18 protein-coding genes are annotated in these 23,189 nt (G+C 74.4%); 12 read left to right on the top strand and 6 right to left on the bottom strand.

Annotated features, from left to right (window positions below):
* The first annotated feature begins 540 nt into the window (after positions 1-540).
* From ACWEQL_RS08065 to ACWEQL_RS08050, 4 genes are all read left to right on the top strand, one after another.
* A complete protein-coding gene (locus tag ACWEQL_RS08065) occupies positions 541-1,305 on the top strand; it encodes a rhomboid-like protein (RefSeq protein ID WP_452149348.1) in 765 nt (254 codons plus the stop codon).
* A 172-nt stretch (positions 1,306-1,477) separates the two neighbouring features.
* The gene (gene lon, locus ACWEQL_RS08060) at positions 1,478-3,871 is read left to right on the top strand and encodes an endopeptidase La (RefSeq protein ID WP_452149347.1); all 2,394 of its coding nucleotides are present in this window, start codon (positions 1,478-1,480) and stop codon (positions 3,869-3,871) included.
* Positions 3,872-3,941: 70 nt separating this feature from the next.
* Complete coding sequence (locus tag ACWEQL_RS08055; protein ID WP_452149346.1) at positions 3,942-4,466, top strand: GtrA family protein; 525 nt, start codon at positions 3,942-3,944, stop codon at positions 4,464-4,466.
* A 125-nt stretch (positions 4,467-4,591) separates the two neighbouring features.
* A complete protein-coding gene (locus ACWEQL_RS08050) occupies positions 4,592-5,767 on the top strand; it encodes an ROK family protein (protein ID WP_452149372.1) in 1,176 nt (391 codons plus the stop codon).
* A gap of 121 nt (positions 5,768-5,888) precedes the next feature.
* On the opposite strand, the gene ACWEQL_RS08045 is transcribed toward ACWEQL_RS08050, so the two are convergent.
* Complete coding sequence (locus ACWEQL_RS08045) at positions 5,889-6,140, bottom strand: hypothetical protein (RefSeq protein WP_452149345.1); 252 nt, start codon at positions 6,138-6,140, stop codon at positions 5,889-5,891.
* A gap of 25 nt (positions 6,141-6,165) precedes the next feature.
* Complete coding sequence (locus tag ACWEQL_RS08040) at positions 6,166-7,338, bottom strand: anion permease (protein WP_452149344.1); 1,173 nt, start codon at positions 7,336-7,338, stop codon at positions 6,166-6,168.
* Positions 7,339-7,685: 347 nt separating this feature from the next.
* Between ACWEQL_RS08040 and ACWEQL_RS08035 the strand changes: the two genes are divergently transcribed.
* Positions 7,686-9,233 carry an NlpC/P60 family protein gene (locus ACWEQL_RS08035; RefSeq protein ID WP_452149343.1) on the top strand — a complete coding sequence of 516 codons (1,548 nt, stop codon included), beginning with the start codon at positions 7,686-7,688 and terminating at the stop codon, positions 9,231-9,233.
* A gap of 110 nt (positions 9,234-9,343) precedes the next feature.
* Here ACWEQL_RS08035 and ACWEQL_RS08030 read toward each other — a convergent pair whose 3' ends face one another.
* The 3 genes from ACWEQL_RS08030 to ACWEQL_RS08020 all read right to left on the bottom strand — a co-directional run bounded on the left by ACWEQL_RS08030 (position 9,344) and on the right by ACWEQL_RS08020 (position 14,677).
* Positions 9,344-11,626 (bottom strand): FdhF/YdeP family oxidoreductase, encoded by a 2,283-nt coding sequence (locus ACWEQL_RS08030; protein WP_452149342.1) that lies wholly within the window; start codon positions 11,624-11,626, stop codon positions 9,344-9,346.
* A 97-nt stretch (positions 11,627-11,723) separates the two neighbouring features.
* Complete coding sequence (locus ACWEQL_RS08025; protein WP_452149341.1) at positions 11,724-13,637, bottom strand: FAD/NAD(P)-binding protein; 1,914 nt, start codon at positions 13,635-13,637, stop codon at positions 11,724-11,726.
* Positions 13,634-14,677 carry an amino acid ABC transporter permease gene (locus ACWEQL_RS08020; RefSeq protein WP_452149340.1) on the bottom strand — a complete coding sequence of 348 codons (1,044 nt, stop codon included), beginning with the start codon at positions 14,675-14,677 and terminating at the stop codon, positions 13,634-13,636. The genes ACWEQL_RS08025 and ACWEQL_RS08020 overlap by 4 nt, the downstream gene beginning before the upstream one ends.
* Positions 14,678-15,386: 709 nt before the next feature.
* Between ACWEQL_RS08020 and ACWEQL_RS08015 the strand changes: the two genes are divergently transcribed.
* From ACWEQL_RS08015 to ACWEQL_RS07985, 7 genes are all read left to right on the top strand, one after another.
* Positions 15,387-15,869, top strand: coding sequence for a GNAT family N-acetyltransferase (locus ACWEQL_RS08015; protein ID WP_452149339.1), 483 nt, complete (start codon positions 15,387-15,389; stop codon positions 15,867-15,869).
* Between the two features lie 14 nt (positions 15,870-15,883).
* The gene (locus tag ACWEQL_RS08010; RefSeq protein WP_452149338.1) at positions 15,884-16,861 is read left to right on the top strand and encodes an ABC transporter substrate-binding protein; all 978 of its coding nucleotides are present in this window, start codon (positions 15,884-15,886) and stop codon (positions 16,859-16,861) included.
* Between the two features lie 106 nt (positions 16,862-16,967).
* Positions 16,968-18,053, top strand: a complete 1,086-nt coding sequence (locus tag ACWEQL_RS08005) for an amino acid ABC transporter permease (protein WP_452149337.1) — start codon at positions 16,968-16,970, stop codon at positions 18,051-18,053.
* Positions 18,050-18,862: an amino acid ABC transporter ATP-binding protein gene (locus ACWEQL_RS08000; protein ID WP_452149336.1), complete on the top strand. Its 813-nt coding sequence runs from the start codon at positions 18,050-18,052 to the stop codon at positions 18,860-18,862. The genes ACWEQL_RS08005 and ACWEQL_RS08000 overlap by 4 nt, the downstream gene beginning before the upstream one ends.
* A 58-nt stretch (positions 18,863-18,920) precedes the next feature.
* On the top strand, positions 18,921-19,907 hold the full coding sequence (locus tag ACWEQL_RS07995; protein ID WP_452149335.1) for an ABC transporter substrate-binding protein: 987 nt from the start codon (positions 18,921-18,923) through the stop codon (positions 19,905-19,907).
* A gap of 171 nt (positions 19,908-20,078) precedes the next feature.
* Positions 20,079-21,266, top strand: a complete 1,188-nt coding sequence (locus tag ACWEQL_RS07990; RefSeq protein WP_452149334.1) for a serine/threonine-protein kinase — start codon at positions 20,079-20,081, stop codon at positions 21,264-21,266.
* A 272-nt stretch (positions 21,267-21,538) separates the two neighbouring features.
* The gene (locus ACWEQL_RS07985) at positions 21,539-22,390 is read left to right on the top strand and encodes a fumarylacetoacetate hydrolase family protein (protein WP_452149333.1); all 852 of its coding nucleotides are present in this window, start codon (positions 21,539-21,541) and stop codon (positions 22,388-22,390) included.
* Between the two features lie 22 nt (positions 22,391-22,412).
* Here the strand turns inward: ACWEQL_RS07985 and ACWEQL_RS07980 are convergent, their stop codons facing one another.
* Positions 22,413-23,144 carry a TetR/AcrR family transcriptional regulator gene (locus tag ACWEQL_RS07980; protein WP_452149332.1) on the bottom strand — a complete coding sequence of 244 codons (732 nt, stop codon included), beginning with the start codon at positions 23,142-23,144 and terminating at the stop codon, positions 22,413-22,415.
* Positions 23,145-23,189: the final 45 nt, after the last annotated feature.

Genomic DNA, 23,189 nt, shown 5'->3' with positions numbered 1-23,189 from the left:
CGCCACCGCCCCCAGGGCTGCGGGCCGGCCACCTGTGGGGATGGCGGGGCTCCGCTCGTAGTCTTGTTCCGTCGTGGACTGTGCCGGGTCCGCCGTCCCGATCCCGTGCGTGGCTCGGCGGACAGTGAACCGCCCGTCCCGCCCGCGCACTTCGCAGCGTACGGACAGCGGGTGCTTCCCGGCAGGTGGACCGGAGGTTTCCGGCCCGTCGGCCGGCCACCCGGCCGTCCGTCCGTCCCACTCACTTGTGGGCACGGGGCGATACCTTACCCCCCGTTTTTTCACTCTGTGACGATACGTGTGCACCCGAATCGCCGCCGAGCCGCCGGTCAGCGCCGGTACTGGTGCGTAGGCGCAGGGATGGTCTGGACCAATGACGGGGTGTCCGGCTGAGGGAGTTCACGGCGTACTCCCAGCGGACTCCCAGGCTCCGGTCGTACCGTGGTCACGACAATCGTCCGGGTGCGGGATGACCGGTGCGCGCGGGTACGTTGGGCACCGGCGGTACCGGTTGCTGGACGTGCGCGGATCGGAGGCGGCATGGCTGAGCTGCGACGGGGCGCGCCCCCGCTCCGGCCCCCGGCCGGACCGCCGTACGGCCTCTACCGGCACGGCCTGCGCACCTGCGTGCTCGGCTGGCTGCTGACCCGGATGCCGACCCCGCGGCGCAACCCCTTCGCGCTCGGTTACCTGGCCGTGGTCGGCGCGACCACGACCTTCGCCCACCTCGCCGACCCCGAACTGGTGCTGCGCCTGCAGGAGGCGTCCAGTTCGGACGGGCACAACCTGCTCCAGCATCCGGTGCGGGCCCTGCTGCTCAGCGGCTTCTGGGTGGCCGGGCCGATCTGGATGCCGTACCTGTGGGCCTTCGCCTTCACCGTGGCGCCGCTGGAGCGCCGCGTCGGGGCGGCCCGGGCGGCGGTGGTCTTCGCGATCGGTCACGTCACCGCCACCCTGCTCTCCCAGGGCGTGGTGATCGCGGCGGTGGCGACCGGGCGGATGGGGGCCGAGGCGCTGGATTATCTGGACATCGGCGTCAGCTACGGCGTGCTGGCCAGCCTCGGCGCCCTGGCCGGGCTGCTGTCCGCGCGCGGGCGGCTGCTCGCCCTGGGGCTCGCCGGGCTGCTGATCGTCGACCAGATCCTCACCGAGGCCGACCTGGTCACCGGCGTGGGCCACCCGGTCGCGCTGCTGGCCGGGGTGGCGCTGTGGCGCTGGCTGCGCCGCGGGCCCGGCCGGCCGCTGCCCCGCGAGCACTCCCGGACGACGGCCCCGGCGGCCTCCGCGGTGCTCGACCGCGCCTGAGCCCGCGCTCCTCCTCCTTCGGCGGCGCCTGCCGCGCCGCCCGCGCTCCCCGTTTTTGACAGGGCCCCGCAGACCCGGATCCGTTCGCTGACGGCGAACAGAACCCGGGGAACAACCGGCGCCCGCCAAACCTTAGTCAGGTCAGCTCAACTTCGCTGACTGGGGAGAGATCATGGCATCGACGTCCACACCGCTCACCCTGCCCGTGCTGCCGCTCGACGACGAGGTGGTCCTGCCGGGCATGGTCGTCCCGCTGGACCTGAAGGACACCGAGGTGCGCGCCGCGGTGGAGGCCGCCCGCGCCGCCGCCACCGGCGCCGGCAAGCCCCAGGTCCTGCTGGTCCCGCGGGTGGACGGCTCGTACGCGGCGGCCGGCACGCTGGCCACCGTGGAGCAGGTCGGCCGGCTGGCCGACGGCGACCCGGCCGCGCTGGTGCGCGCCGTGCGCCGGGTCCGGATCGGCGTCGGCACCACCGGGCCCGGCGCCGCGCTCTGGGTGGAGACCACGCCGTTCCGGGAGTCCTCGGTCGCCACGCCCGTGGCCGGCCGCGCCGCCGAGCTGGTCAAGGAGTACAAGAGCCTCTCCACCCAGTGGCTGCGCAGGCGCGGCGCCTGGCAGATCGTCGACCGGGTCGCCCAGATCGAGGGCGTCGGCGAGCTCGCCGACAACATCGGCTACGCGCCCTTCGTCACCGCCGAGCAGAAGCTCAAGGTGCTGCTGGAGGCCGACCAGGTCGCCCGGCTGGAGTACGCGCTGACGCTGCTGCGCGACCACCTCGCCGAGGAGGAGGTCAACGACACCATCCGCAAGGACGTCGAGGAGGGCGTCGCCAAGCAGCAGAAGGAGTTCCTGCTCCGCCGCCAGCTGGACGCCGTCCGCAAGGAGCTGGCCGAGCTGAACGGCGAGGCGGCCGACGAGGAGGACGACTACCGGGCCCGGGTCGAGGCCGCCGACCTCCCCGAGAAGGTCCGCGAGGCCGCGCTCAAGGAGGTCGACAAGCTGGAGCGGGCCTCCGACCAGTCACCCGAGGGCTCCTGGATCCGCACCTGGCTGGACACCGTCCTGGAGCTGCCGTGGAACCGGCGCACCGAGGACGCGTACGACGCCGCCGGCGCCCGGACGGTGCTGGACGCCGACCACTCCGGGCTCGCCGACGTCAAGGACCGCATCGTCGAGTACCTGGCGGTGCGCAAGCGCCGGGCCGAGCAGGGCCTCGGGCAGGTGGGCGGCAGGAGGGGAGGCGCGGTGCTGGCACTGGTCGGCCCGCCCGGCGTCGGCAAGACCTCGCTCGGCGAGTCGGTGGCCCGCGCCATGGGCCGCGAGTTCGTCCGGGTCGCGCTCGGCGGCGTCCGGGACGAGGCGGAGATCCGCGGCCACCGGCGCACCTACGTCGGCGCGCTGCCCGGCCGCCTGGTGCGCGCCATCAAGGAGGCCGGCTCGATGAACCCGGTCGTCCTGCTCGACGAGATCGACAAGGTCGGCTCCGACTACCGGGGCGACCCGGCCGCCGCCCTGCTGGAGGTCCTCGACCCGGCGCAGAACCACACCTTCCGCGACCACTACCTGGAGGTCGAGCTGGACCTCTCCGACGTGGTCTTCCTCGCCACCGCCAACGTGCTGGAGGCCATCCCCGAGCCGCTGCTCGACCGGATGGAGCTGGTCAGGCTCGACGGCTACACCGAGGACGAGAAGGTCGCCATCGCCCGCGACCACCTGCTCCCGCGCCAGCTGGAGCGGGCCGGACTCAAGGGCGAGGAGGTCACGGTCGACGAGGCGGCGCTGCGCCGGCTGGCCGGCGAGTACACCCGCGAGGCCGGCGTGCGGAACCTGGAGCGCTCGATCGCCCGGGTGCTGCGCAAGGTCGCCGCGCAGGCCGAGCTGGGCGGGCGCGAGCTGCCCGCCACGGTCGGCGCCGAGGACCTGCGCGCGCTGATCGGCCGGCCGCACCACGTCCCCGAGGCGGCCCAGGAGCCCGCTGAGCGGCGCACCGCCGTCCCCGGCGTGGCCACCGGCCTCGCGGTCACCGGCGCGGGCGGCGACGTCCTCTACATCGAGGCCTCGCTCGCCGACGCCGAGACCGGCGGCACCGGGCTGACCCTCACCGGCCAGCTGGGCGACGTGATGAAGGAGTCCGCGCACATCGCGCTCTCCTACCTGCGCTCGCGCGGCGCCGAGCTGGAGCTGCCGGTCACCTCGCTGCGCGACCGCGGCGTGCACCTGCACGTGCCTGCCGGGGCCGTCCCCAAGGACGGGCCGAGCGCCGGCATCACCATGACGACGGCGCTGGCCTCGCTGCTGTCCGGGCGCAAGGTCCGCACCGACGTCGCCATGACCGGCGAGGTCTCGCTCACCGGCCGGGTGCTGCCGATCGGCGGGGTGAAGCAGAAGCTGCTCGCCGCCGACCGCGCCGGGGTCACCACGGTGATCATCCCCAGCCGCAACGAGCCCGACCTGGACGACGTCCCGGCCGAGGTCCTGGAGCGGCTGACCGTCCACCCGGTCGCCGACGTCCGGGAGGTGCTGAAGCTGGCCCTGGAGCCGGCCGGGGTGCTGGTCGCCGCCTGACGGGTGGCCCGGCCGGCGGGACCGGCGTTGTGCGCGGGAGGGGGCGGTGTCCCGGTGACACACTGCGGGGATGCCGTCCCCCACGCAGCGCGCCCTGGCCAAGGTGCCGGCCGGGGTGCGCCCGCTCCTGGTGCGGCACCGCCGGCTGGTGAAGTTCCTGCTGGTCGGCGGCAGCTGCTTCGTGCTGACCATGCTGGTCAACTTCGCGCTGAAGCTCACCGTGCTGCAGCACAAGCCGGTGGTCTCGCTGACCGTCGCCACCGTGCTCGGCACCGCGGTCTCGTACGTGCTCAACCGGCAGTGGTCCTTCCGGGCGCACGGGCGGCGTCGGGAGGCCGGACTGTTCCTCCTGGTGAGCGCGGTGGCGGTGGCGGTCAACGACCTGCCGCTGATCGCCTCGCGCTACCTGCTGGAGCTGCGCGAGCCCAGGGTCGACCCGGTCACCCAGGAACTGGCCGACTTCCTCAGCGGCATGGTGGTCGGCACCCTGCTCGCCATGGTGTTCCGCTACTGGGCGATGCGCCGCTGGGTCTTCGTCCAGCTGTCCCCGCCGTCCCCCGCCACCCGGGCGGAGCAGCCGCACCGGGTGCCCTGACCCGGCCGGGCGGCCCGCCCGCCCGCCCGCGGTTACGCTTCCAACAGCGGGGGCCGGAGCTGAACGGGGTGACGGCGGTGCGCGAGAGCGACGGGCAGCGGGCCGGGCCCGCCAGCCAGCAGGGCATGCGCCGGGCCAACCTCGCGCTGGTGCTCGGCCGGATCGCCGAGGCCCCGCGCTCCCGTGCCGAGGTCGCCGCCGACACCGGCCTGACCAGGGCCGCCGTCTCCTCGCTCGCCGAGGAGCTGATCGGCGCCGGACTGGTCGTCGAGGAGGGCCCGGCCGTGCCCAGCGGCAAGGTCGGGCGCCCCGGCACCGCGCTCGGCCTCAACCCGGACGGGCCCGGCGGCCTCGGCGCCGAGATCGGCGTCGAACACCTCGGCGCCTGCCTGGTCGACCTGCGCGGCAAGGTCCGCTCCTGGCGCCGCCAGGAGATCGGCAACCGCGGCCGCCGGCCCGCCGCCGTGATGGCCGACCTCGCCGAACTGCTGCGCCGGGTCACCGTCGAGGCCGGGCTGCGCCCCGCCGGGCTCAGCCTCGCCGTCCCCGGCCTGGTCGGCGCCGACGGCGCGGTGCTGCGCCGGGCCGCCAACCTCGGCTGGACGGACGCGCCGGTCGCCGCCGAACTGCGCCTGGCACTGCGCGCCGCCAACGCCGACGCGCTGGCGGAGCTGCCGATCACCGCCGACAACGAGGCCAACCTGGGCGGGCTCGCCGAACTGTGGCTGAGCGGGCGCCCCGAGCACTTCCTGCACGTCTCCGCCGAGGCCGGCATCGGCTCGGCGATCGTGGCCGGCGGCCGGCTGCTGCGCGGCGCCCGCGGCTTCGCCGGCGAGCTGGGCCACGTCCCGGTGCACCCGGACGGTCCGCTCTGCGTCTGCGGCGCGTACGGGTGCCTGGAGCAGTACGCGGGGGAGACCGCGGTGCTGCGCGCCGCCGGGCTGGAGGGCATCCGCGGGGACTGGGTGGCGCTGCTCGCCGAGCGGGCCGAGGCCGGCGACGAGGAGGTCCGCACCGCGCTGGCCGGGGCCGGTACGGCGCTCGGCATCGCCACCGCCGGTGCGGTCAACCTGCTGGACCCGGCCGAGGTGGTGCTCGGCGGCGGCTACGCCCAGCTGGCGCCCTGGCTGCTCCCGGGGATGCGCGTCGAGCTGGCGGCCAGGGTGACCGTCCGCCCGTGGTCGCACGAACGGCTGACGGTCTCCCTGATCGGGCGCCGCGGCCCGCTGCTGGGCGCCGCGGTCGGGGTGGTCCGGGGGATCGTGGCCGACCCCGCCGGCCTGGGGGAGCCGCGGCCCTGAGGGCCCGCGGACCCGCCCGGTGGCCGCCGGGAGCACGACGAGGGGCCCGGGGCGCGACGAAGGGCCCGGGGAGCGGTGATCCGCTCCCCGGGCCCTTCGCCATGGGGGTCCTGCCGTGCCGCTACTTGTTGGCGATCAGGTACAGCCCGTACAGCACGGCGCCCGCGCAGATCGCGAAGCAGGTGTACGCGCCGGCCAGCGCCAGCTTGCCGCCCGCCGCGGACGATCCGGTGCCCTGCCCCTCGGAGGCGGTCAGCGCCGCCTCGCGGCGGGAGAGCGCCAGGATGCCGAGCGCGAAGACCGTGACCACCGCGACGGTGACGCCGAAGCTGACACCGGCGGTCTGGGCCAGGGCGTTCCACTTGATGTGCATGGAGTGTCTCCTCGGTGGACGGCGCTCAGGCCGCGACGGTGGTCGAGGCGGTGGTGGGGGCGGCCGGGGTGGCGGACGGGGCCACCTCCACCGGGGTCACGTCGTTGACGTTGTCCGCGCCGACCGGCTGGCGGCGGGAGAGCACCCACATCGCGGCCGAACCGGCCACCAGCGCGGTGCCGACCACCGCGACGCCCCAGTTGCCCTGGTCGGCGACGAAGGCGGCGAGGCCGGCCACCGAGGCGGCGGCGGGCAGGGTCAGGCCCCAGGTGTAGACCATGCGGCGGACCAGGCTCCAGCGCAGCTCGCCCTTCGGGCCGCCGAGGCCGGCGCCCATGATGCCGCCGGAGCAGACCTGGGTGGTGGAGAGGCCGAAGCCCATGTGCGAGGAGGTCAGGATGACGGTCGCGGCGGCCGACTCGGAGGAGAAGCCCTGCGCCGGACGGATGTCCGCGAGGCCCTTGCCCATCGAGCGGATGATCCGCCAGCCGCCCATGTAGGTGCCGATCGCGATGGCCGCACCGGCCGAGACGATCACCCAGGTGGGGGGCAGCGCGCCCTTGGGCAGGGCGCCGACCGAGACCAGCGTCAGCGTGATGATGCCCATGGTCTTCTGGGCGTCGTTGGTGCCGTGGGCCAGGGAGATCAGCGAGGAGGAGAAGATCTGGCCGGTCTTGAAGCCCTTGGAGACGGTCTCGCCGTTGCCCCGGCGGGTGATCGCGAAGGCCAGCTTGGTGGCGCCCCAGGCGGCCAGGCCCGCGACCAGCGGGGAGGCGACGGCCGGGATCAGGATCTTGGAGACGACGGTGTCGAAGTTGACGCCGTTGACGCCGACACCGACCACGGTGGCGCCGATCAGGCCGCCGTACAGCGCGTGCGAGGAGCTGGAGGGCAGGCCCTTCAGCCAGGTCAGCAGGTTCCACAGGATCGCGCCGACGAGTGCGGCGAAGATGATCGACGGGTTGAGGCCCGCCTTCTCGTTGACGATCCCGCCGGAGATGGTGGTGGCGACCTTCACGGAGAGGAAGGCGCCGGCGAAGTTCAGGACGGCCGCGATGGTGACCGCGACCTTGGGCCGGAGGGCTCCCGTCGCGATGGAGGTGGCCATCGCGTTGGCGGTGTCGTGGAACCCGTTGGTGAAGTCGAAGGCGAGCGCCGTGATGATCACAACGGCCACCAGGAACGAGATGTGTTCCATACCCAAACAATCGTCGTAGTTGTCGCACTGACGTTGGTGTCGATCGCGACGGTAGGGACGCCTGGTTAACGGAAGGTGAACTGGATCGGGATTCGTGGTTCCGACGGTTGCCCAGGGGTTGCCGGGGCCTTGCCGGGAGGTGTCTGTGGGGCCGCTGAGCTGGGCATTGGCCGAGAACGTCCGGATTCGCTCCGGTTTGATGAGACCTGTCTCACAGGCCGTCACGCCCTCGAACGGAGAATTCACCGGCCGGTGGGGGTGCGGTCTGTCTCCCGCCCGGGTGGACATGGCAGGATCGGCGGAGATCCCGGGATCCCGGAGATCGACAGGGGCGGGGAGGACGATCGATGGGCGGGGCCGCACAGCGCGCGGAGTCGACGGGGGTACGACCGTGGGTGCGGGCCGCACTGCGCTGCGGGGCCGTCCTCGCGGCCGCCGCGCTCGCACTGCCCCTCGGGGCCCAGGCCGCGTTCGCCGCGCCCGACCCGGGCACCAACACCGGTGTCACCGCGCCCGCCGCACCCGGTGACGACCCGCTCGCCGCCGCCAAGGCCACCCTCGGCCCGCTGCTGGACCAGCTGCACACCCTGTACAAGAGCGCCGAGGCCGCCACCGAGCAGTACAACGGCACCGTGGCCCGGCTGGCCGACCAGCAGAACCAGCTCGTCGAGCTGAAGTCCCGCCTGGAGCGCCAGCAGAAGTCGGTCGACGCCGGCACCGACATCGCCGCCCAGCTCGCCGCCGCGCAGTACCGCAACGGCTCCGCCTCCGCGTACGCCGAGCTGCTGCTCTCCAAGGACCCGTATGAGGCCGTCTACATAGCCGAGCTGCTCGCCACCGCCAGCCGCTCGCAGTCCGAGTTCCTCGACAAGCTCAAGTCCGACCGCGACGCGCTCACCGTGCTGCAGAAGCAGAACGAGGAGGCCGTCCTCAACTCCCAGGCGCTGGCGGTCCAGCAGGAGGCCGCCAAGGCCCAGGTCGCCAAGGACCTCACCGCCGTCGAGCAACTGGTCTCCTCGCTCACCGGTGCCCAGCGCGCCGAGCTGGAGAAGCTGGAGAAGGCCAAGGCCGACGAGGCCCAGCTCGCCTTCCTCGCCTCCGGCGTCCTCGGCAAGGACGAGCGCACGCCCTCGCTGGCCGGCCGCGGCGCGGTCGCGTACGCGCTCGCCCAGGTCGGCAAGCCGTACGTCTGGGGCGGCGCCGGGCCGGACGTCTTCGACTGCTCGGGCCTCACCTCGCAGGCCTGGCTGCACGCCGGCCGGCCGATCCCGCGCACCAGCCAGGAGCAGTGGGCCCAGCTCAAGCGCATCCCGCTGAACCAGCTGCGCCCCGGCGACCTGGTCATCTACTTCGAGGGCGCCACGCACGTCGCGATGTACATCGGCGGCGGGCTGGTCGTCCACGCCCCCCGGCCGGGCACCCTGGTGCGGGTCGCGCCGATCGGGGCCAACCCGATCCTCGGCGCCGTCCGGCCCGACCCGGAGACCGGCGCCGACGACGCCGGCGGCACCTGGAAGGTGCCGGACCTGCCGGCCAACTGGAACGCGGTCACGCCGATCGCCCCGGTCCCGCCGGCCCAGCTGCCGCAGCAGCCCGCCACCCCGTCCCCGGTCACCCCGGTGCCCGGCACGCCCACGCCGACCACCCCGGGTACGCCGACCGGCACCCCGACCGACCCGGTCACCGGGACGCCCACGGGCACCCCGACCGGTACGCCCACGGGCACGCCCACCGGCACCCCGACCGACCCGGTCACCGGGACGCCCACGGGCACCCCGACCGGCACGCCGACGGGCACGCCCACCGGCACCCCGACCGGGACGCCCGCCGGCACCACCCCGGCCGGCACCCCGGCGGGGACCACCCCGAGCTCACTGCCGACCGGCCAGAACTGACCGGCCGGAACCGCGCCGGCCCGACCTGAGCCGGCCGGAGCCGGGCCGACCGCGTACGACGGGGGCCGCCCCGGGTGAACCCACCCGGGGCGGCCCCCGTCGTCCGTCCGTCACTCCGCGCCGGAGTCCGGCTCGAAGCGGATCACCACCGCCTTGGAGGTCGGCGTGTTGCTGATGTCGGCCGTGGAGTCGAGCGGGACCAGGACGTTGGTCTCCGGGTAGTACGCGGCCGCGCCGCCCCGGGCGACCGGGTAGTGGACCACCCGGAAGTGCGGGGCCCGGCGCTCCACGCCGTCGTGCCACTCGCCGACCAGGTCGACGTACCCGCCCTCGGTCAGGCCCAGCTCGGCCGCGTCCGCGGGGTTGACCAGGACCACCCGGCGCCCGCCCGTGATGCCGCGGTAGCGGTCGTCCAGGCCGTAGATGGTGGTGTTGTACTGGTCGTGCGAGCGCAGGGTCTGCAGCAGCAGGCGGCCGGCCGGCACCTCGGGGGCGGTCATCGGGTTGACCGTGAAGTTGGCCTTGCCGGTGGCGGTGGGGAAGGTGCGGGAGTCGCGCGGGCCGTGCGGCAGGGTGAAGCCGCCGGGGCGGCGCACCTTCTCGTTGTAGTCCTCGAAGCCGGGGACGACCCGGGCGATCCGCTCGCGCAGGGTGTCGTAGTCGGCGGCGAAGTCCTCCCACGGCACGGTGTCGGCCGGGCCGAGCGCGGCGCGGGCCAGCCGGCAGACGATCGCCGTCTCGGAGAGCAGCCCGGGGGCCGGCGGGCGCAGGCCGCCGCGGGAGGAGTGCACCTGGCCCATCGAGTCCTCGACGCTGACGAACTGGGCGCCGCGCGCGGTGACGTCCCGGTCGGTGCGGCCGAGGGTGGGCAGGATCAGGGCGCGGGCGCCGGTGACCACGTGCGAGCGGTTGAGCTTGGTGGAGACGTGCACGGTCAGCCGGCAGCGGCGCATCGCGGCCTCGGTGACCTCGGTGTCCGGGGTGGCCGCGACGAAGTTGCCGCCCATCGCGAAGAACACCCCGACCCGGCCGTCGCGCATCGCGCGGATGGTGTCCACCGAGTCGAGGCCGTGCTCGCGCGGCGGCTCGAAGCCGAACTCGGCGCCCAGCGCGTCCAGGAACGCCGCGGACGGCCGCTCGAAGATGCCCATCGTCCGGTCGCCCTGGACGTTGCTGTGCCCGCGCACCGGGCAGACACCCGCGCCGGGGCGGCCGACGTTGCCGCGCAGCAGCAGGAAGTTGACCACCTCGCGGATGGTCGGCACGGCGTGCTTGTGCTGGGTGAGGCCCATCGCCCAGCAGACGATGACCTTCCGGGAGCCGAGCACCAGCCGGCCCAGCTCCTCGATCTGCGACCACGGCAGGCCGGTGGCGGCGAGCACCTCCTCGCGGTCGGTGGCCCGGGCCTGGGCGGCGAACTCCTCGAAGCCGTGGCAGTGCTCCTCGACGAACTCCCGGTCCACGCCGTCCGCGTCGAGGACGATCCGGTTGAGCGCGCGGAACAGCGCCAGGTCGCCGCCGAGCCGGATCTGCAGGAAGAGGTCGGTCAGCTTGGTGCCGTGGCCGACCAGGCCACGGGCGTTCTGCGGGTTCTTGAAGCGCTCCAGGCCGGCCTCGGGCAGCGGGTTGACCGAGACGATGGTCGCGCCGGCCCGCTTGGCCCGCTCCAGGGCGGAGAGCATCCGGGGGTGGTTGGTGCCCGGGTTCTGCCCGGCGACGATGATCAGGTCGGCCTGGTAGAGGTCCTTCAGGCTGACGCTGCCCTTGCCGACGCCCAGGGTCTCGGTGAGCGCCGAGCCGGAGGACTCGTGGCACATGTTGGAGCAGTCCGGCAGGTTGTTGGTGCCGAGCCGGCGGGCGAACAGCTGGTACGCGAAGGCGGCCTCGTTGCTGGTCCGGCCGGAGGTGTAGAAGGCGGCGCCGTCGGGGGAGTCCAGCGCGGCGAGCTCCTCGGCGACGATCTCGAAGGCACGGTCCCAGGAGACCGGGGTGTAGTGGGTGGCGCCCTCGTCCAGCAGCATCGGCTGGGTGAGCCGGCCCTGCTGGCCGAGCCAGTAGCCGGAGCGTGCGGCCAGCTCGGCGACCGGGTGGGCGGCGAAGAACTCGGCCCGGATCCGGCGCTCGGTGGCCTCCTCGGCGACCGCCTTGGCGCCGTTCTCGCAGAACTCGGCGGTGTGCGTCTTCCCCGGCTCCGGCCAGGCGCAGCCCGGGCAGTCGAAGCCGTTCGGCTGGTTGACCTTGAGCAGGGTCGCGGCGGTGCGGCGCAGGCCCATCTGCTCGGTGGCCATCCGCAGGCTGTGCCCGACGGCGGGCAGACCGGCCGCCGCGTGCTGGGGCGCGCCGACCTCGGGGGCGTCCTGGACCGGGTCGCTCTGCGGCGCCTGCTTGGGCATGACTGCGGTCCTCCGGCTGGTCGGGCCCGCTCCGTCGCGGTCCTCGGGCCTCCATCCTTGCACCCGGGCGGGTCAACGGGGCCACCCGACCGGGTGGTCACCGGGCGGCCGACCGGGCCGGGGTGCGGGCCAGGCTCCGCAGCAGGGCGCGGGCGGCCGAGTCGTTCTGCCGGAAACCGGGGGAGTCGGTGCGCGGGCGGGCGAAGGCGGCGGCCGCGCGGAGGCCGGTGTGCGGTCCGAGGGCGGTGCGGCGCGGGTGCGGGGCGCCGCCGAGGGCGGGGTCGAGGATCCGACCGGTGGCGGGGTCGGTGGTGAGCAGCCCGGAGCGGTGGGTGTGCTCCTCGTCGACGACCACCTCCTCGCTGATCCGGCCGTCGGCGTGGAGCGCGCGCAGCACCGGGTCGCGGGTGCGGTCGAGCGCGTGCCGGGGCAGGTACGCCTCGATCAGCGCGGTGGCGGTGACGGTGCGGCCGGGGACGGTGGCGCCGCCGGCCCGCCAGGTGCCGGTGGCCTCGTCGCGTTCGACGGTGATCCCGGCGCCGAGGAAGCGCAGCACGCCGGCCTCGGCGAGGGCGAGCAGCTGGCGCAGCCGGAACCCGGGCGGGCCGGAGGCGAGGAGGCTGAAGTAGCCGAAGAACCAGCCGTCGACCTCCTCGGCGACCGAGCGGGCGGTGAGCTGGCCGGAGGCGGTGATCCGGGGCAGCTGGCCGAAGAGCGAGAGCAGGGCGAGGAAGGCGCCGAGGTCGGCGCTGTGGGCGGGGTCGGCGCGGCGGTCGGCGTCGGCGGTGACGTGGTCGCGCAGGTGGCGCTGGAGCTCCTCGGCGGAGGCGAGCTCCAGACCGGCCAGCGGGCGGTCGAGCCGTTCGAGGTCGAGCCGGTCGGCCGGGTCGGGTACGGCCCGGGCGATCAGCGCGGCCAGCCCCGGGGAGCCCCAGTCGTACCGGTCGTAGCCGGCCAGGAACTCCGGCCAGGGCAGGGCGGTGCGCCCGGGATGGGCGTGGAACAGCTCGTGGTAGTGCCCGAAGCCGATGTCCTTGGCCATCGACGGCCAGAAGTCGCGCCGCAGTTCGAGCGGGCCCGGGCGGGCCAGCACGGCGTCCACGGCGGCGGCGTCGAAGTAGCGGGGGAGCGGGGCCGGCGGCCCCTGGAGCCGGTAGCCGGTCTTGGAGTGGTACGGCACCCCGCGGCGCGAGCCCGCGTGGATCACCGGCTCGCGTCCGGAGGGGTGGTACACCAGGCCGGCCGCGGTCTCCTCGTAGCGGCCGCCGCGGCCCTCGGTGAGCAGCGCGACCAGGTCGACGAAGGCCAGTCCGAGGCCGCGCAGCACCAGCTGCTCGCCGGGGGCGACGCCGGAGAGGTCGGCGTCGGCGGAGTAGGCGGGCGGCAGGTGGAAGCGGCCGTGCCGGGCGGCGAAGCGGGCGTCCTCGGCGTACCGGGGGTCGGGGCGGGAGTCCAGGTGGCCGAGGGTGAGGGCGACGTGGTCGGCGAGCAGGGTCCGGTGGCCGAGGTGGACGGTCTGCGGGCCGTCGGCCGGCCCGTCGAGGCGGTGGGCGGTGTCGCGGTGGACGGTGACCGTGACGTGCGGCGGCAGTTCGGCCACCGCGCGGCGGAACACCCAGTCCAGGTAGGCGCTCTGGGCGCGGCGGGTCGGGAAGTCGGTCGGCGCCAGGGTGTCCAGCTCCGCCCGTACGGCCGGGTCGGGCTCCTCCCGGTAGGGGGTGAACTCCTCGCGGCGGACGGCCCACTCGGCGAGCGAGGGGCCGGGGCGGACGGGCCCCTCGACGGTCGAGCGCTCGTCGGTGAACATCGTGACGTCCTCGGCCATCGAGTTCATCCGCAGCAGCGGGGACTGCCCGCGGCGCCAGATCCGGCCGCCGCCGGGCGGGTGGGGGTCGACCAGGTGGATGTGCAACGGGTGGTCGGGCGGCAGGAGTTCGGGGGCGTTGGCGGCGATCCGCTCCAGCAGTCCGGTGCCCCGCGGGCCGGCCCCGACGATCACCAGGGTGCTCACCGTCCCGCCCCCTTCGAGGGGGTGGCGGTGGTGGCGGTGGCGGCGCGCAGCCGTGCCCGGGCGGCGCGCAGCCGTACGCGGGCCCGTTGCAGCGGGGTGGGCGGCAGACCCTCGCGGGTGGCGCCCCGGGCGTAGTGGCGCTCGACGTAGTACTGGCCGATCGAGAGCAGGGTGGTGACCACGATGTACCAGAGGGTGGCCACCGTGAGCATCGGGATGACCTGGTAGGTCTGTAGGTAGACCAGCTGCACCGAGTAGAGCAGGTCGGAGACGGCCAGCACGCTGATGATGCTGGTGCCCTTGAGCGCGCTGATCAGCATGTTGCCGGCGGTCGGCACGATCGAGCGCATCGCCTGCGGGACGACGATCCGGCGCAGCACCCGCCACCGGCCGAGGCCCAGCGCCTGCGCGGCCTCCAGCTGGCCGCGGTCGACCGAGAGCAGGCCGCCGCGGACCACCTCGGCGGCGTACGCGGCCTCCAGCAGCGTCAGGCCGATCACAGCGGTGAGGGTGGGGCCGAAGAGGTTGACGGTGCGGACGGTGATGAACTCCGGCCCGAACGGGATACCCAGGCCCAGGGTCGGGTAGAGCGCGCCGATGTTGAAGAAGAACAGCAGCTGCACCAGCGCCGGGGTGGAGCGGAAGAGCCAGATGTAGGCCCAGCTCAGGGTGCGCAGCACCGGGTTGGCGGACAGCCGCATGGTGGCGAGCAGGGTGCCCAGGGCGAAGCCGAGGACGAGGGTGGCGCCGGTCAGCCAGAGCGTGAGCGCGAGGCCGTTCAGGACGGAGGCGGCGGTGAACCACCGGGCCACCACGTCCCACTGGAACGCCGGGTTGCGGATCACCGAGGTGACCGCCATCGCCGCCAGCAGCAGGGCGACGCCGGCGGCGATCCACTGGCCGGGCCGGTGGCGGGCGACGATCGGGGTGTCGGGGGAGGGCAGTGCGCGGGCGGTGGGCGCGGTGGCCCCGGGGCCGTCGATGAGAGGGGTGGTGCGGTCGGGGAGGGGCTGGGGCAGGACGTCCTGCGGGGTGGCCATGGGGAGCGCTCCAGCGGAGAGGCGGGGACGTACGGGCGTCGTCACGTACGGGCGGTGGTCGCCACCGCCGGGCCGGGCCCGCGTCCCTCAACGCGCGGCCGGCACTGCACTCACTCCGGGGTCGATCGTACGCGTGCGCGATCGGCGGCTGTCAAGGCCGGCAGGGCCTCGCCCGGGCCCGTCCAAGGCCCTGCCGCAGGACGACAGGAGATCGCAACAGTGCGGCAATGAAGGGCTGTTGACGTGGTGGTCCCCGCACTGTTCAACTGTGCCCATGTACGCCGAGCAGCCCCTGGTCAGCCGCGACCACATCGACTTCGGTCGGGTGTGGTCGGCGGCCTGTCGCGGCTGACCCGGCGTCGGGCCGCCCTGACGGCCCCTCCCTTCGGGGTGTCCTCCCTCGGAGCCCCGTCGCGCGTCGCCCGGCCGTCCTGACCCGACGGCCCGCCGGCCGCCCGTCGCCGCCGACTCCCCGCTGCACTCCGGCAGTTCCTCCCGTCACGTAGTCCCGTACGCGCCGTCGCCGCGCCCCGGTACCGCCGCGCCCGTACGCCGCCGGCGCCTCCGGCCGCGGTGCCTCCGAAAGCCCTTACCCCCGAAAGCCCTTACCTCCGTACGTCCGTACCGCCGTGCCCCGGTGGCGCGCCGTGCCGCCGCGCGGCCGGGTGCCGCCGCCGGGGCCCGCCCCGCCACGCCCGAAAGGTCCGCCATGCCCGTTGAACCGGAGGTCGAGGTCCGCCGGGTGACCATCGACGACCCGCTGGTCGAACCGCTGCTGCGCGAGCTCACCGAGGAGTACGTCGGCCGGTACGGCCCGGCGGCGGTCGAGGAGATGACCCGCTACCCGCGGGACGCCTTCGCCGAGCCGTCCGGACTGCTGCTGCTCCTCCTGGAGCGGGGCGAGCCGGTGTCCGGCGGCGCGTACAAGTTCCTCGACCGGCGCACCGCCGAGGTGAAGCGGATGTGGACGCACTCGGCGCACCGCCGCCGGGGCCTGGCCGGCCGGGTGCTGGCGGAGCTGGAACGGGCGGCCCTCGCGGCCGGCTACTCCCGGATCCTCCTCACCACCGGGCCGCGGCAGCCCGAGGCCAGGGGGCTGTACCTGGCGAGCGGCTACACCCCGTTGTTCGACGTCACCGCCGACCCGCTGACCATCGGCCCGCTCCCGTTCGAGAAGCGGCTCCGGGCCTGACCCCCGAACCCCCCATGCTGATCACCCCGCGAAAGGGCACCCCCGTGAGACCCACCACCGTCCGCCGCCGCCTGTCGGCGGCCACCGCCGCCCTGCTCCCCGTCCTGGCGCTGGCCGCGTGCGGCTCGGACCCGACGCTGGCGACGGCCGGCGGCACGGGCAACCCGGCGGCCGCGGCGGCCACCCAGGACGTCGTCTCCGCCGTCACCCGCGACGACGCGGCGGCCGCGCTGCTGCCCGAGGAGGTCCGCAAGGCGGGCACGGTCAGGTTCGGCTCGGCCTTCGGCAGCCCGCCCACCGCTTTCTACGCGGACGGGAAGCGGCCGGCCGGCCTGGACGTGGACTTCGCGGACGCGGTGGCCAAGGTGCTCGGGGTGACCGTGCAGCGCGAGGAGGCCTCCTTCGAGACCATCCTGCCCGCCCTGGGCAGCGGCAAGTACGACGTGGGCACCGGAAACTTCGGCGTCACCGCGGCCCGGCTGAGGACCATCGACTTCGTCACCTACGTCAACGACGGCCAGGGCTTCGCGGTCCGCAAGGACGACACCTCCCTCCAGCCGGTCAAGGACCTGGTCCAGCTGTGCGGCCTGACCATCGGCACCGGCGCCGGCACCACCTTCGAGACCACGCTCAACGCGAAGAAGAACGTCTGCGCCGACGCCGGGAAGAAGCCGTACGAGGTGAAGGCCTTCGGCGAGGCCGGGGCGATCCTCACCGCGCTCCAGCAGGGCCGGGTCGACGTGGTGATGTCCACCATCAACGGCCTGCGCCACCAGGCCTCCCAGGAGGCGGCCGGGACGCGGTTCCTGGGCGAGTTCAAGCGGCTGGACGTCGGCTTCGCCTTCAAGAAGGGGTCCCCGCTGACCCCCGCGTTCCAGGCCGCCGTGAACCGGCTGATCAAGGACGGCACGTACGAGCGGATCCTGCGCAAGTGGGGCGTCGCCGACTCCGCCGTCCCGGAGTCCCGGATCAGCCCGCCCGAGCAGGCGTGAGCCCCTGTCCGCCCGTCCGTCCGGGCACCCGCCCACCGGCCGTCCGTCCCTCGGCCGCCCGCCCGCCGGGCATCCGGCCATCGGGCATCCACGGAGGAGTCCCACCATGACCGTCACCACCACCGACCCGGCCGACACCACCGACCCGGCCGACGCCCCGGCGAGAGGGCCGGGTCGCATCCGTCCGCCCGCCGCCGCCCGTACCGGCGCCGGCCCCGACCTCGACCTCGCGGTGCTGGACGGCCTGCGGGTCGTCCGGGCCCGGCACCCCTGGCGCTGGGCGGCCGGGGCCGCCGCCCTCGTCCTGCTGCTCCAGTTCGTCCACGGGCTGGCCACCAACCCGGGCTGGGACTGGGAGACCTTCCGGGTTCACTTCGCCACCGACACCATCCTGCGGGCCGTCCGCCGCACCCTGGAACTCACCTTCTACGGCACCGTGCTGGGCTTCGTGCTGGGAGTGCTGGTGGCCGGCATGCGGCTGTCGGGCAGCGCGATCCTGCGGTCCATCGCCTGGACGTACGTGTGGGCGTTCCGCTCGATCCCGCTGATCGTCCAGCTGGTCTTCTGGTTCAACCTCTCCTACCTCTACAAACGGTTCGGCGTGGGCATCCCGTTCGGCCCCTCGTTCCTGGAGTTCGAGACCATGGGCCTGCTCGGCGCGCTCGGCGCCGCGGTGATCGGCCTCGCGCTGCACCAGGCCGCCTACGCCGCCGAGGTGATCCGCGGCGGCATCCTCTCGGTGGACACCGGCCAGTTGGAGGCCGCCGCCGCGCTCGGCATCCCGCGGTGGCGCCAGGCCGTGCGGATCGTGCTGCCGCAGGCGATGCGGGGCATCCTGCCGGCCGCCGCCAACGAGGTGATCTCGCTGTTCAAGAGCACCTCGGTGGTCTACGTGATGGCCCTCGGCGAGCTCTTCTACCAGGTGCAGGTGATCTACGGCCGCACCGGCCGGGTGGTCCCGCTGCTGATGGTGGCCACCGTCTGGTACGTGATCCTCACCACCGTGCTGTCGATCGGCCAGTACTACGTCGAGCGGTACTTCGCCCGGGGCAGCAGCCGCACCCCGCCGCCCACCCCGCTGCAACGCGCCCGTGCCCTCGTCCGGGAGCTCCGGGGCCCGGCCGCCGCCACCGGGACCACCGCTCCAGCCAAGACCACCGCCGTCGCCAGGACCACCGGAGGACCGTCATGACCGCAGCCACCGCACCGACCCCGCCGGCCGCACCGGCCGCATCGTCCGACGCCCCGATGGTGCAGGTCAGGGGCGTGCACAAGAGCTTCGGCCCGCTCGCCGTGCTGCGCGGGGTCGACCTGGACGTGCCGGCCGGCTCGGTGACCGTGGTGCTCGGCCCGTCCGGCTCGGGCAAGTCCACCCTGCTGCGCGCGATCAACCACCTGGAGAAGGTCGACCGGGGCTTCGTGGCGATCGACGGCGAGCTGATCGGCTACCGGCGCTCCGGCGACCGGCTGCACGAGCTGCGCGAGCGCGAGGTGCTGCGCCAGCGCACCCACATCGGCTTCGTCTTCCAGAACTTCAACCTGTTCCCGCACCTGACCGTGCTGGACAACATCACCGAGGCGCCGGTCGGCGCGCTGCGCCGGCCCAGGGCCGGGGCCCGCCGGGCCGCGCTGGAGCTGCTCGCCCGGGTCGGCCTCGCCGACAAGGCGGACGCCTACCCGCGACAGCTGTCCGGCGGCCAGCAGCAGCGGGTGGCGATCGCCCGCGCGCTGGCCCTCGAACCCAAGGTGCTGCTCTTCGACGAGCCCACCTCGGCCCTCGACCCGGAGCTGGTCGGCGAGGTCCTGGACGTCATCAAGGACCTCGCCAGGACCGGCACCACCATGATCGTCGTCACCCACGAGATCGGCTTCGCCCGCGAGGTCGCCGACACCGTGGTCTTCATGGACGGCGGCGTGGTGGTCGAGCAGGGCCCGCCGTCCGCCGTGCTGGACGACCCGCGGCACGAGCGCACCCGCGCCTTCCTCGCCAAGGTCCTCTGAACCCCGTCCGAACCCCCGCCCGCTTGTCCTGACAGCACCCATGAGAAGGAGTACCGCCGTGTCCCTGGCCCGCCGCGCCCTGACGAGCTCCGCCCTCGCCCTCGCCGCCGCCCTCACCCTGGCCGCCTGCGGCGGTTCCGCGGGCGCCTCCGCGGAGCTCGCCCCCGCGAAGGGGAGCACCGCGCCCAACGGCACCACGGTCAACCTCACGCCGCAGCAGAACCGGATCACCACCCCGAAGGTGGACGCGATCGCCGCCCTCGTACCGGAGGAGGTGAGAAGGAGAGGAACACTGACCGTCGTCGACTCCATCGGCACCACCCCGCCGCTGGACTTCTACGCGAACGACGACAGGACGATCATCGGCGTCGAACCGGACCTCGCCGAGCTGATCGGCAACGTGCTCGGCCTCAAGGTGCAGTTCAACCCGGTCTCCTGGGAGAACATCTTCGTCGGCCTGGACAGCGGCAAGTACGACGTCGGCATCTCCAACATCACCGTCACCGAGGCCCGCAAGGAGAAGTACGACTTCGCCACCTACCGGCTGGACGTGCTCGGCTTCGAGGCGAGGAAGGGCAGCGGCTGGAAGGTCGACGGGCCCCAGGACGTGGCGGGGAGGACCATCGCGGTGGCGTCCGGCACCAACCAGGAGAAACTGCTGGTCTCCTGGAGCGAGCAGAACGTGCGGAACGGCCTCAAGGCCACCGACATCAAGTACTTCCAGAACTCCGCCGACTACTACCTGGCGCTCGGCTCCGGGCGGATCGACGCCTACCTCGGCCCCAACCCGGTGGTGGCCTTCCACGCGGTGCAGACCGGTGAGAGCGAGGTCATCGGCACCTATTCCGGCGGCGGGGAGGTCATCGGCAAGATCGCGGCGACCACCAGGAAGGACAGCGGCCTGGTCGAGGCGCTCAACGGGGCGATCGACGAGATCATCCGCAACGGCACCTACGGCCAGGCCCTCAAGCGCTGGGGCCTGGAGAACGAGGCCGTCCAGAAGTCCGAGATCAACCCGCCGGGGCTGCCGAAGACCAAGCCCTGACACCGATCCCGGGCCGGGCCCCGGCCCGGCCCGGGACGCCGCCCCCCGACCGCCGGGCGCGCCGTGCCCTGCCCGTCCCCGCCGTCCGCCCCCACCGCTATCGTGAACCCGTTCGCCGGGCACCGGCCCGAGTGCGAACACCGTTCCGATCCAGCGGACTTGGGGGCAGGCATGAGGGCGGGGGAGGCACTGGACGGGCGCTACCGGCTGGTCCGGGAGCTCGGCCGGGGCGGATTCGGGGTGGTCTGGGAGGCCCACGACCAGAAGGTCGGCCGCCCGGTCGCGGTGAAGGTCATCGCGGAGCAGAACGCGGCCGACGAGCGCGAGGTGCGCCGCTTCGTCGCCGAGGCCCGTACGGTGGGCGGGCTCTCGCACCCGCACATCGTCACCCTCTACGACCTCGGCGAGGTCCAGGAGGGCGGCTTCGCCACCCACTACCTGGTGATGGAGCTGCTGCGGGGCCGCCCGCTGTCGGCGGTGCTCCGGGACGGCACGCCCGCCCAGGAGGAGGCCCTGGAGTGGATGCGGCAGGTCTGCGGCGCCCTGGCCGCCGCGCACCGCGCGGGGGTGGTGCACCGGGACATCAAGCCCGAGAACATCATGATCACCGAGACCGGCGAGGCCAAGGTCCTGGACTTCGGCATCGCCCGGCTGATGAGCAACACCACCGGGCTCACCTCCACCGGCAGCGTCATCGGCAGCCCGCCCTACCTCGCCCCCGAGCGCTGGTCGGGCGGCACGGTGGACGGCCGCGCCGACCTGTACTCGCTCGGCGTGGTGCTCCACCAGCTCTTCGACGGGCGCCGCCCCTTCAACGGGCCCTCGCCCATCGAGTACATGACGCAGCACGTCCAGGAGCCCCCGCCGCCGCTGCGCACGGTCGGCCCCGGGCTCGCCGCCCTGGTGGCGCAGCTGCTCGCCAAGCAGCCGGGCGACCGGCCGGCCGACGCCTCCGAGGTGCGCCGCCGGCTGGTGCCCGACCCGCCGCCGTCCGGGCCCAGCGCGGAGCAGCTGCGCCGCCGGGCCGACCAGGCCTGGCAGCTGGGCGTGGACGGCTCCGCGCGGGAGGCGGCCCTGATGCTGGAGCGGCTGATCCCGGAGTTCGCGCGGGTCTGCGGCGAGGGCGACCCGCGCACCCTGCGCACCTGCCACGACCTGGCCCTCTGGCTCGCCCGCGACGGCGAACCCGGTGCGGCCGCCGACCTGCTGCGCGAGCTCGTCCCCCTGGTGGCCGGGTTGCCCGAGGCGGCCGCCGACGTGGCCCGCGACCTGGCCCGCTGGGAGCGCGAGCCGGTTTCCGGCGGCAGGCCGGCCGGTCCCTCCCTCGCCCGCCTGCTGGCCGGCCCGCGAGCCGTCTGACGGGGCCCGCCCGGCGCCCGCCGGAAGCCCGCCGGCCCGCCGGAAGCCCGCCGGCCGAACGGACGGGCGTCCGCCCGGTGTGCCGCGGCCGGGCCTGTCAACCGTACGGGCGCCCGATCAGGGGCCCGTACCGGTGGGAGGAATTGATAGGAACTCGCCGACCGGAACCGTCTGGTTCGCAGGTGACGGACGTTGATATACCTCGGACGCATGGGGCCGGGCCGGTTGTGCGGCGGCCCCGGAGATGCGACGAAACAGGTGGTGACGCTCAGATGAAGCTGCTCCGTGTCGGCCCCCCGGGCGCCGAGCGTCCGGTCGTGCTGGGCCAGGACGGCACCGCGTACGACCTCTCGGGACGGGCCCGGGACATCGACGGTGCCTTCCTCGCCGGGCTGGACCCGGCGGAGCTGGCGGGCGCGGTGGCCGGCCGGCTGCTGCCGGTGGCGGAGATCGCCGGACAGCGGGTGGGCGCGCCGGTGGCGCGGCCGGGCAAGGTGGTCGGCATCGGCCTCAACTACCGCGACCACGCCGAGGAGGCGGGCGCGGCGATCCCCACCGAGCCGGTGATCTTCCTCAAGCCGAGCTACACGGTGGTCGGCCCGTACGACGAGGTGCTGGTGCCGCGCGGCGGGGAGAAGACCGACTACGAGGCGGAGCTGGCGATCGTGATCGGCCGCACCGCGCGCTACCTGGAGGACCACCGGGCGGCGGCCGGGGTGATCGCCGGGTACGCGGTGGCCAACGACGTCACCGAGCGGGCGTTCCAGTTCGAGCGCGGCGGCCAGTGGGACAAGGGCAAGTCGGCGGAGACCTTCACCCCGCTCGGGCCCTGGCTGGTCACCGCGGACGAGGTCGAGGACCCGCAGCGGCTGCCGCTGCGCCTGTGGGTCAACGGCGAGCCCCGGCAGAACGGCTCCACCGCGGACATGATCTTCCCGGTGCTGGAGATCGTCCGCTATGTCAGCCACTTCATGGTGCTGGAGCCGGGCGACGTGATCGTCACCGGCACCCCGGCCGGGGTGACCCTGGGCCGTCCCGGCACGCCGTTCCTGGCCCCCGGGGACGTGGTCGAGCTGGAGATCGACGGCCTGGGCCGCCAGCGCCAGGTGCTCGGCAAGGCCTGAGGGAGCCCCCCGGGGCGGTGGCTCAGCCGGTCAGCCGGTCGCGCAGCCGCCGCACCCGGGGGGAGTCCGGCCCCTCCAGTGCCAGCAGCGCGGACTGCACCTGCGCGGTCTGCGGGTCGTGCAGCGCGGTCGCCGCCGCCATCGCCACGAACTGGTCGACCAGCCAGTCCCGCAGCTCGGGGACCGGGAGGGTACGGCCCTCGTCCAGCCAGCTGAGCGAGGCGCCCTCGACGACCGAGATCCACGAGCGGACCAGCAGGGTCAGCCGCGGCCCGGCCTCCCGGACGCCCAGGTGGCGGATGGTGCGCTTGAGCGCGGCCCGCCGGACGTCGTCGACGATCGCGGTGGTCCGGGCGGTCTCCACCACCGAGCCGCCGCGCAGCAGCGCCGAGTAGCCGGCGTCGTGCTCGGCCACGAAGGCGAAGTAGCCGTCCAGCACCGCCGACAGCTGCTCGCTCGGGGTGCCGGTCACCGGCACGGTGAACCGGCTGGTCAGCTCCTCGGCGGCACTGCGCAGCGCGGCCTCGTACAACTGCTGCTTGCCGCCCGCGAAGTAGCGGTAGACCAGCGGCCGGGAGGCCCCGGCGGCCTCGGCGACGTCGTCCAGGCCGACCTCCTCGGGCGGCCGGGAAGCGAACAGTTCCAGGGCGACCGCGATCAGCTGTTCCCGCCGCTGCTGTACCGGCAGCCGCCGGTACCCCCCGCGGGGTCGCGGGGTCGCGGGGGCGGACGGGGGCACGGGCCTGGCTTCCATGCCGGTCAGCGTAATGGGCGCGTGGCGGATCGGCCCCTGGCACGC

The organism is Kitasatospora sp. NPDC004240 (assembly GCF_053603215.1).
Note: the sequence above shows the minus strand (reverse complement) of the source record. Positions and strands in the feature narration are given on the sequence as shown.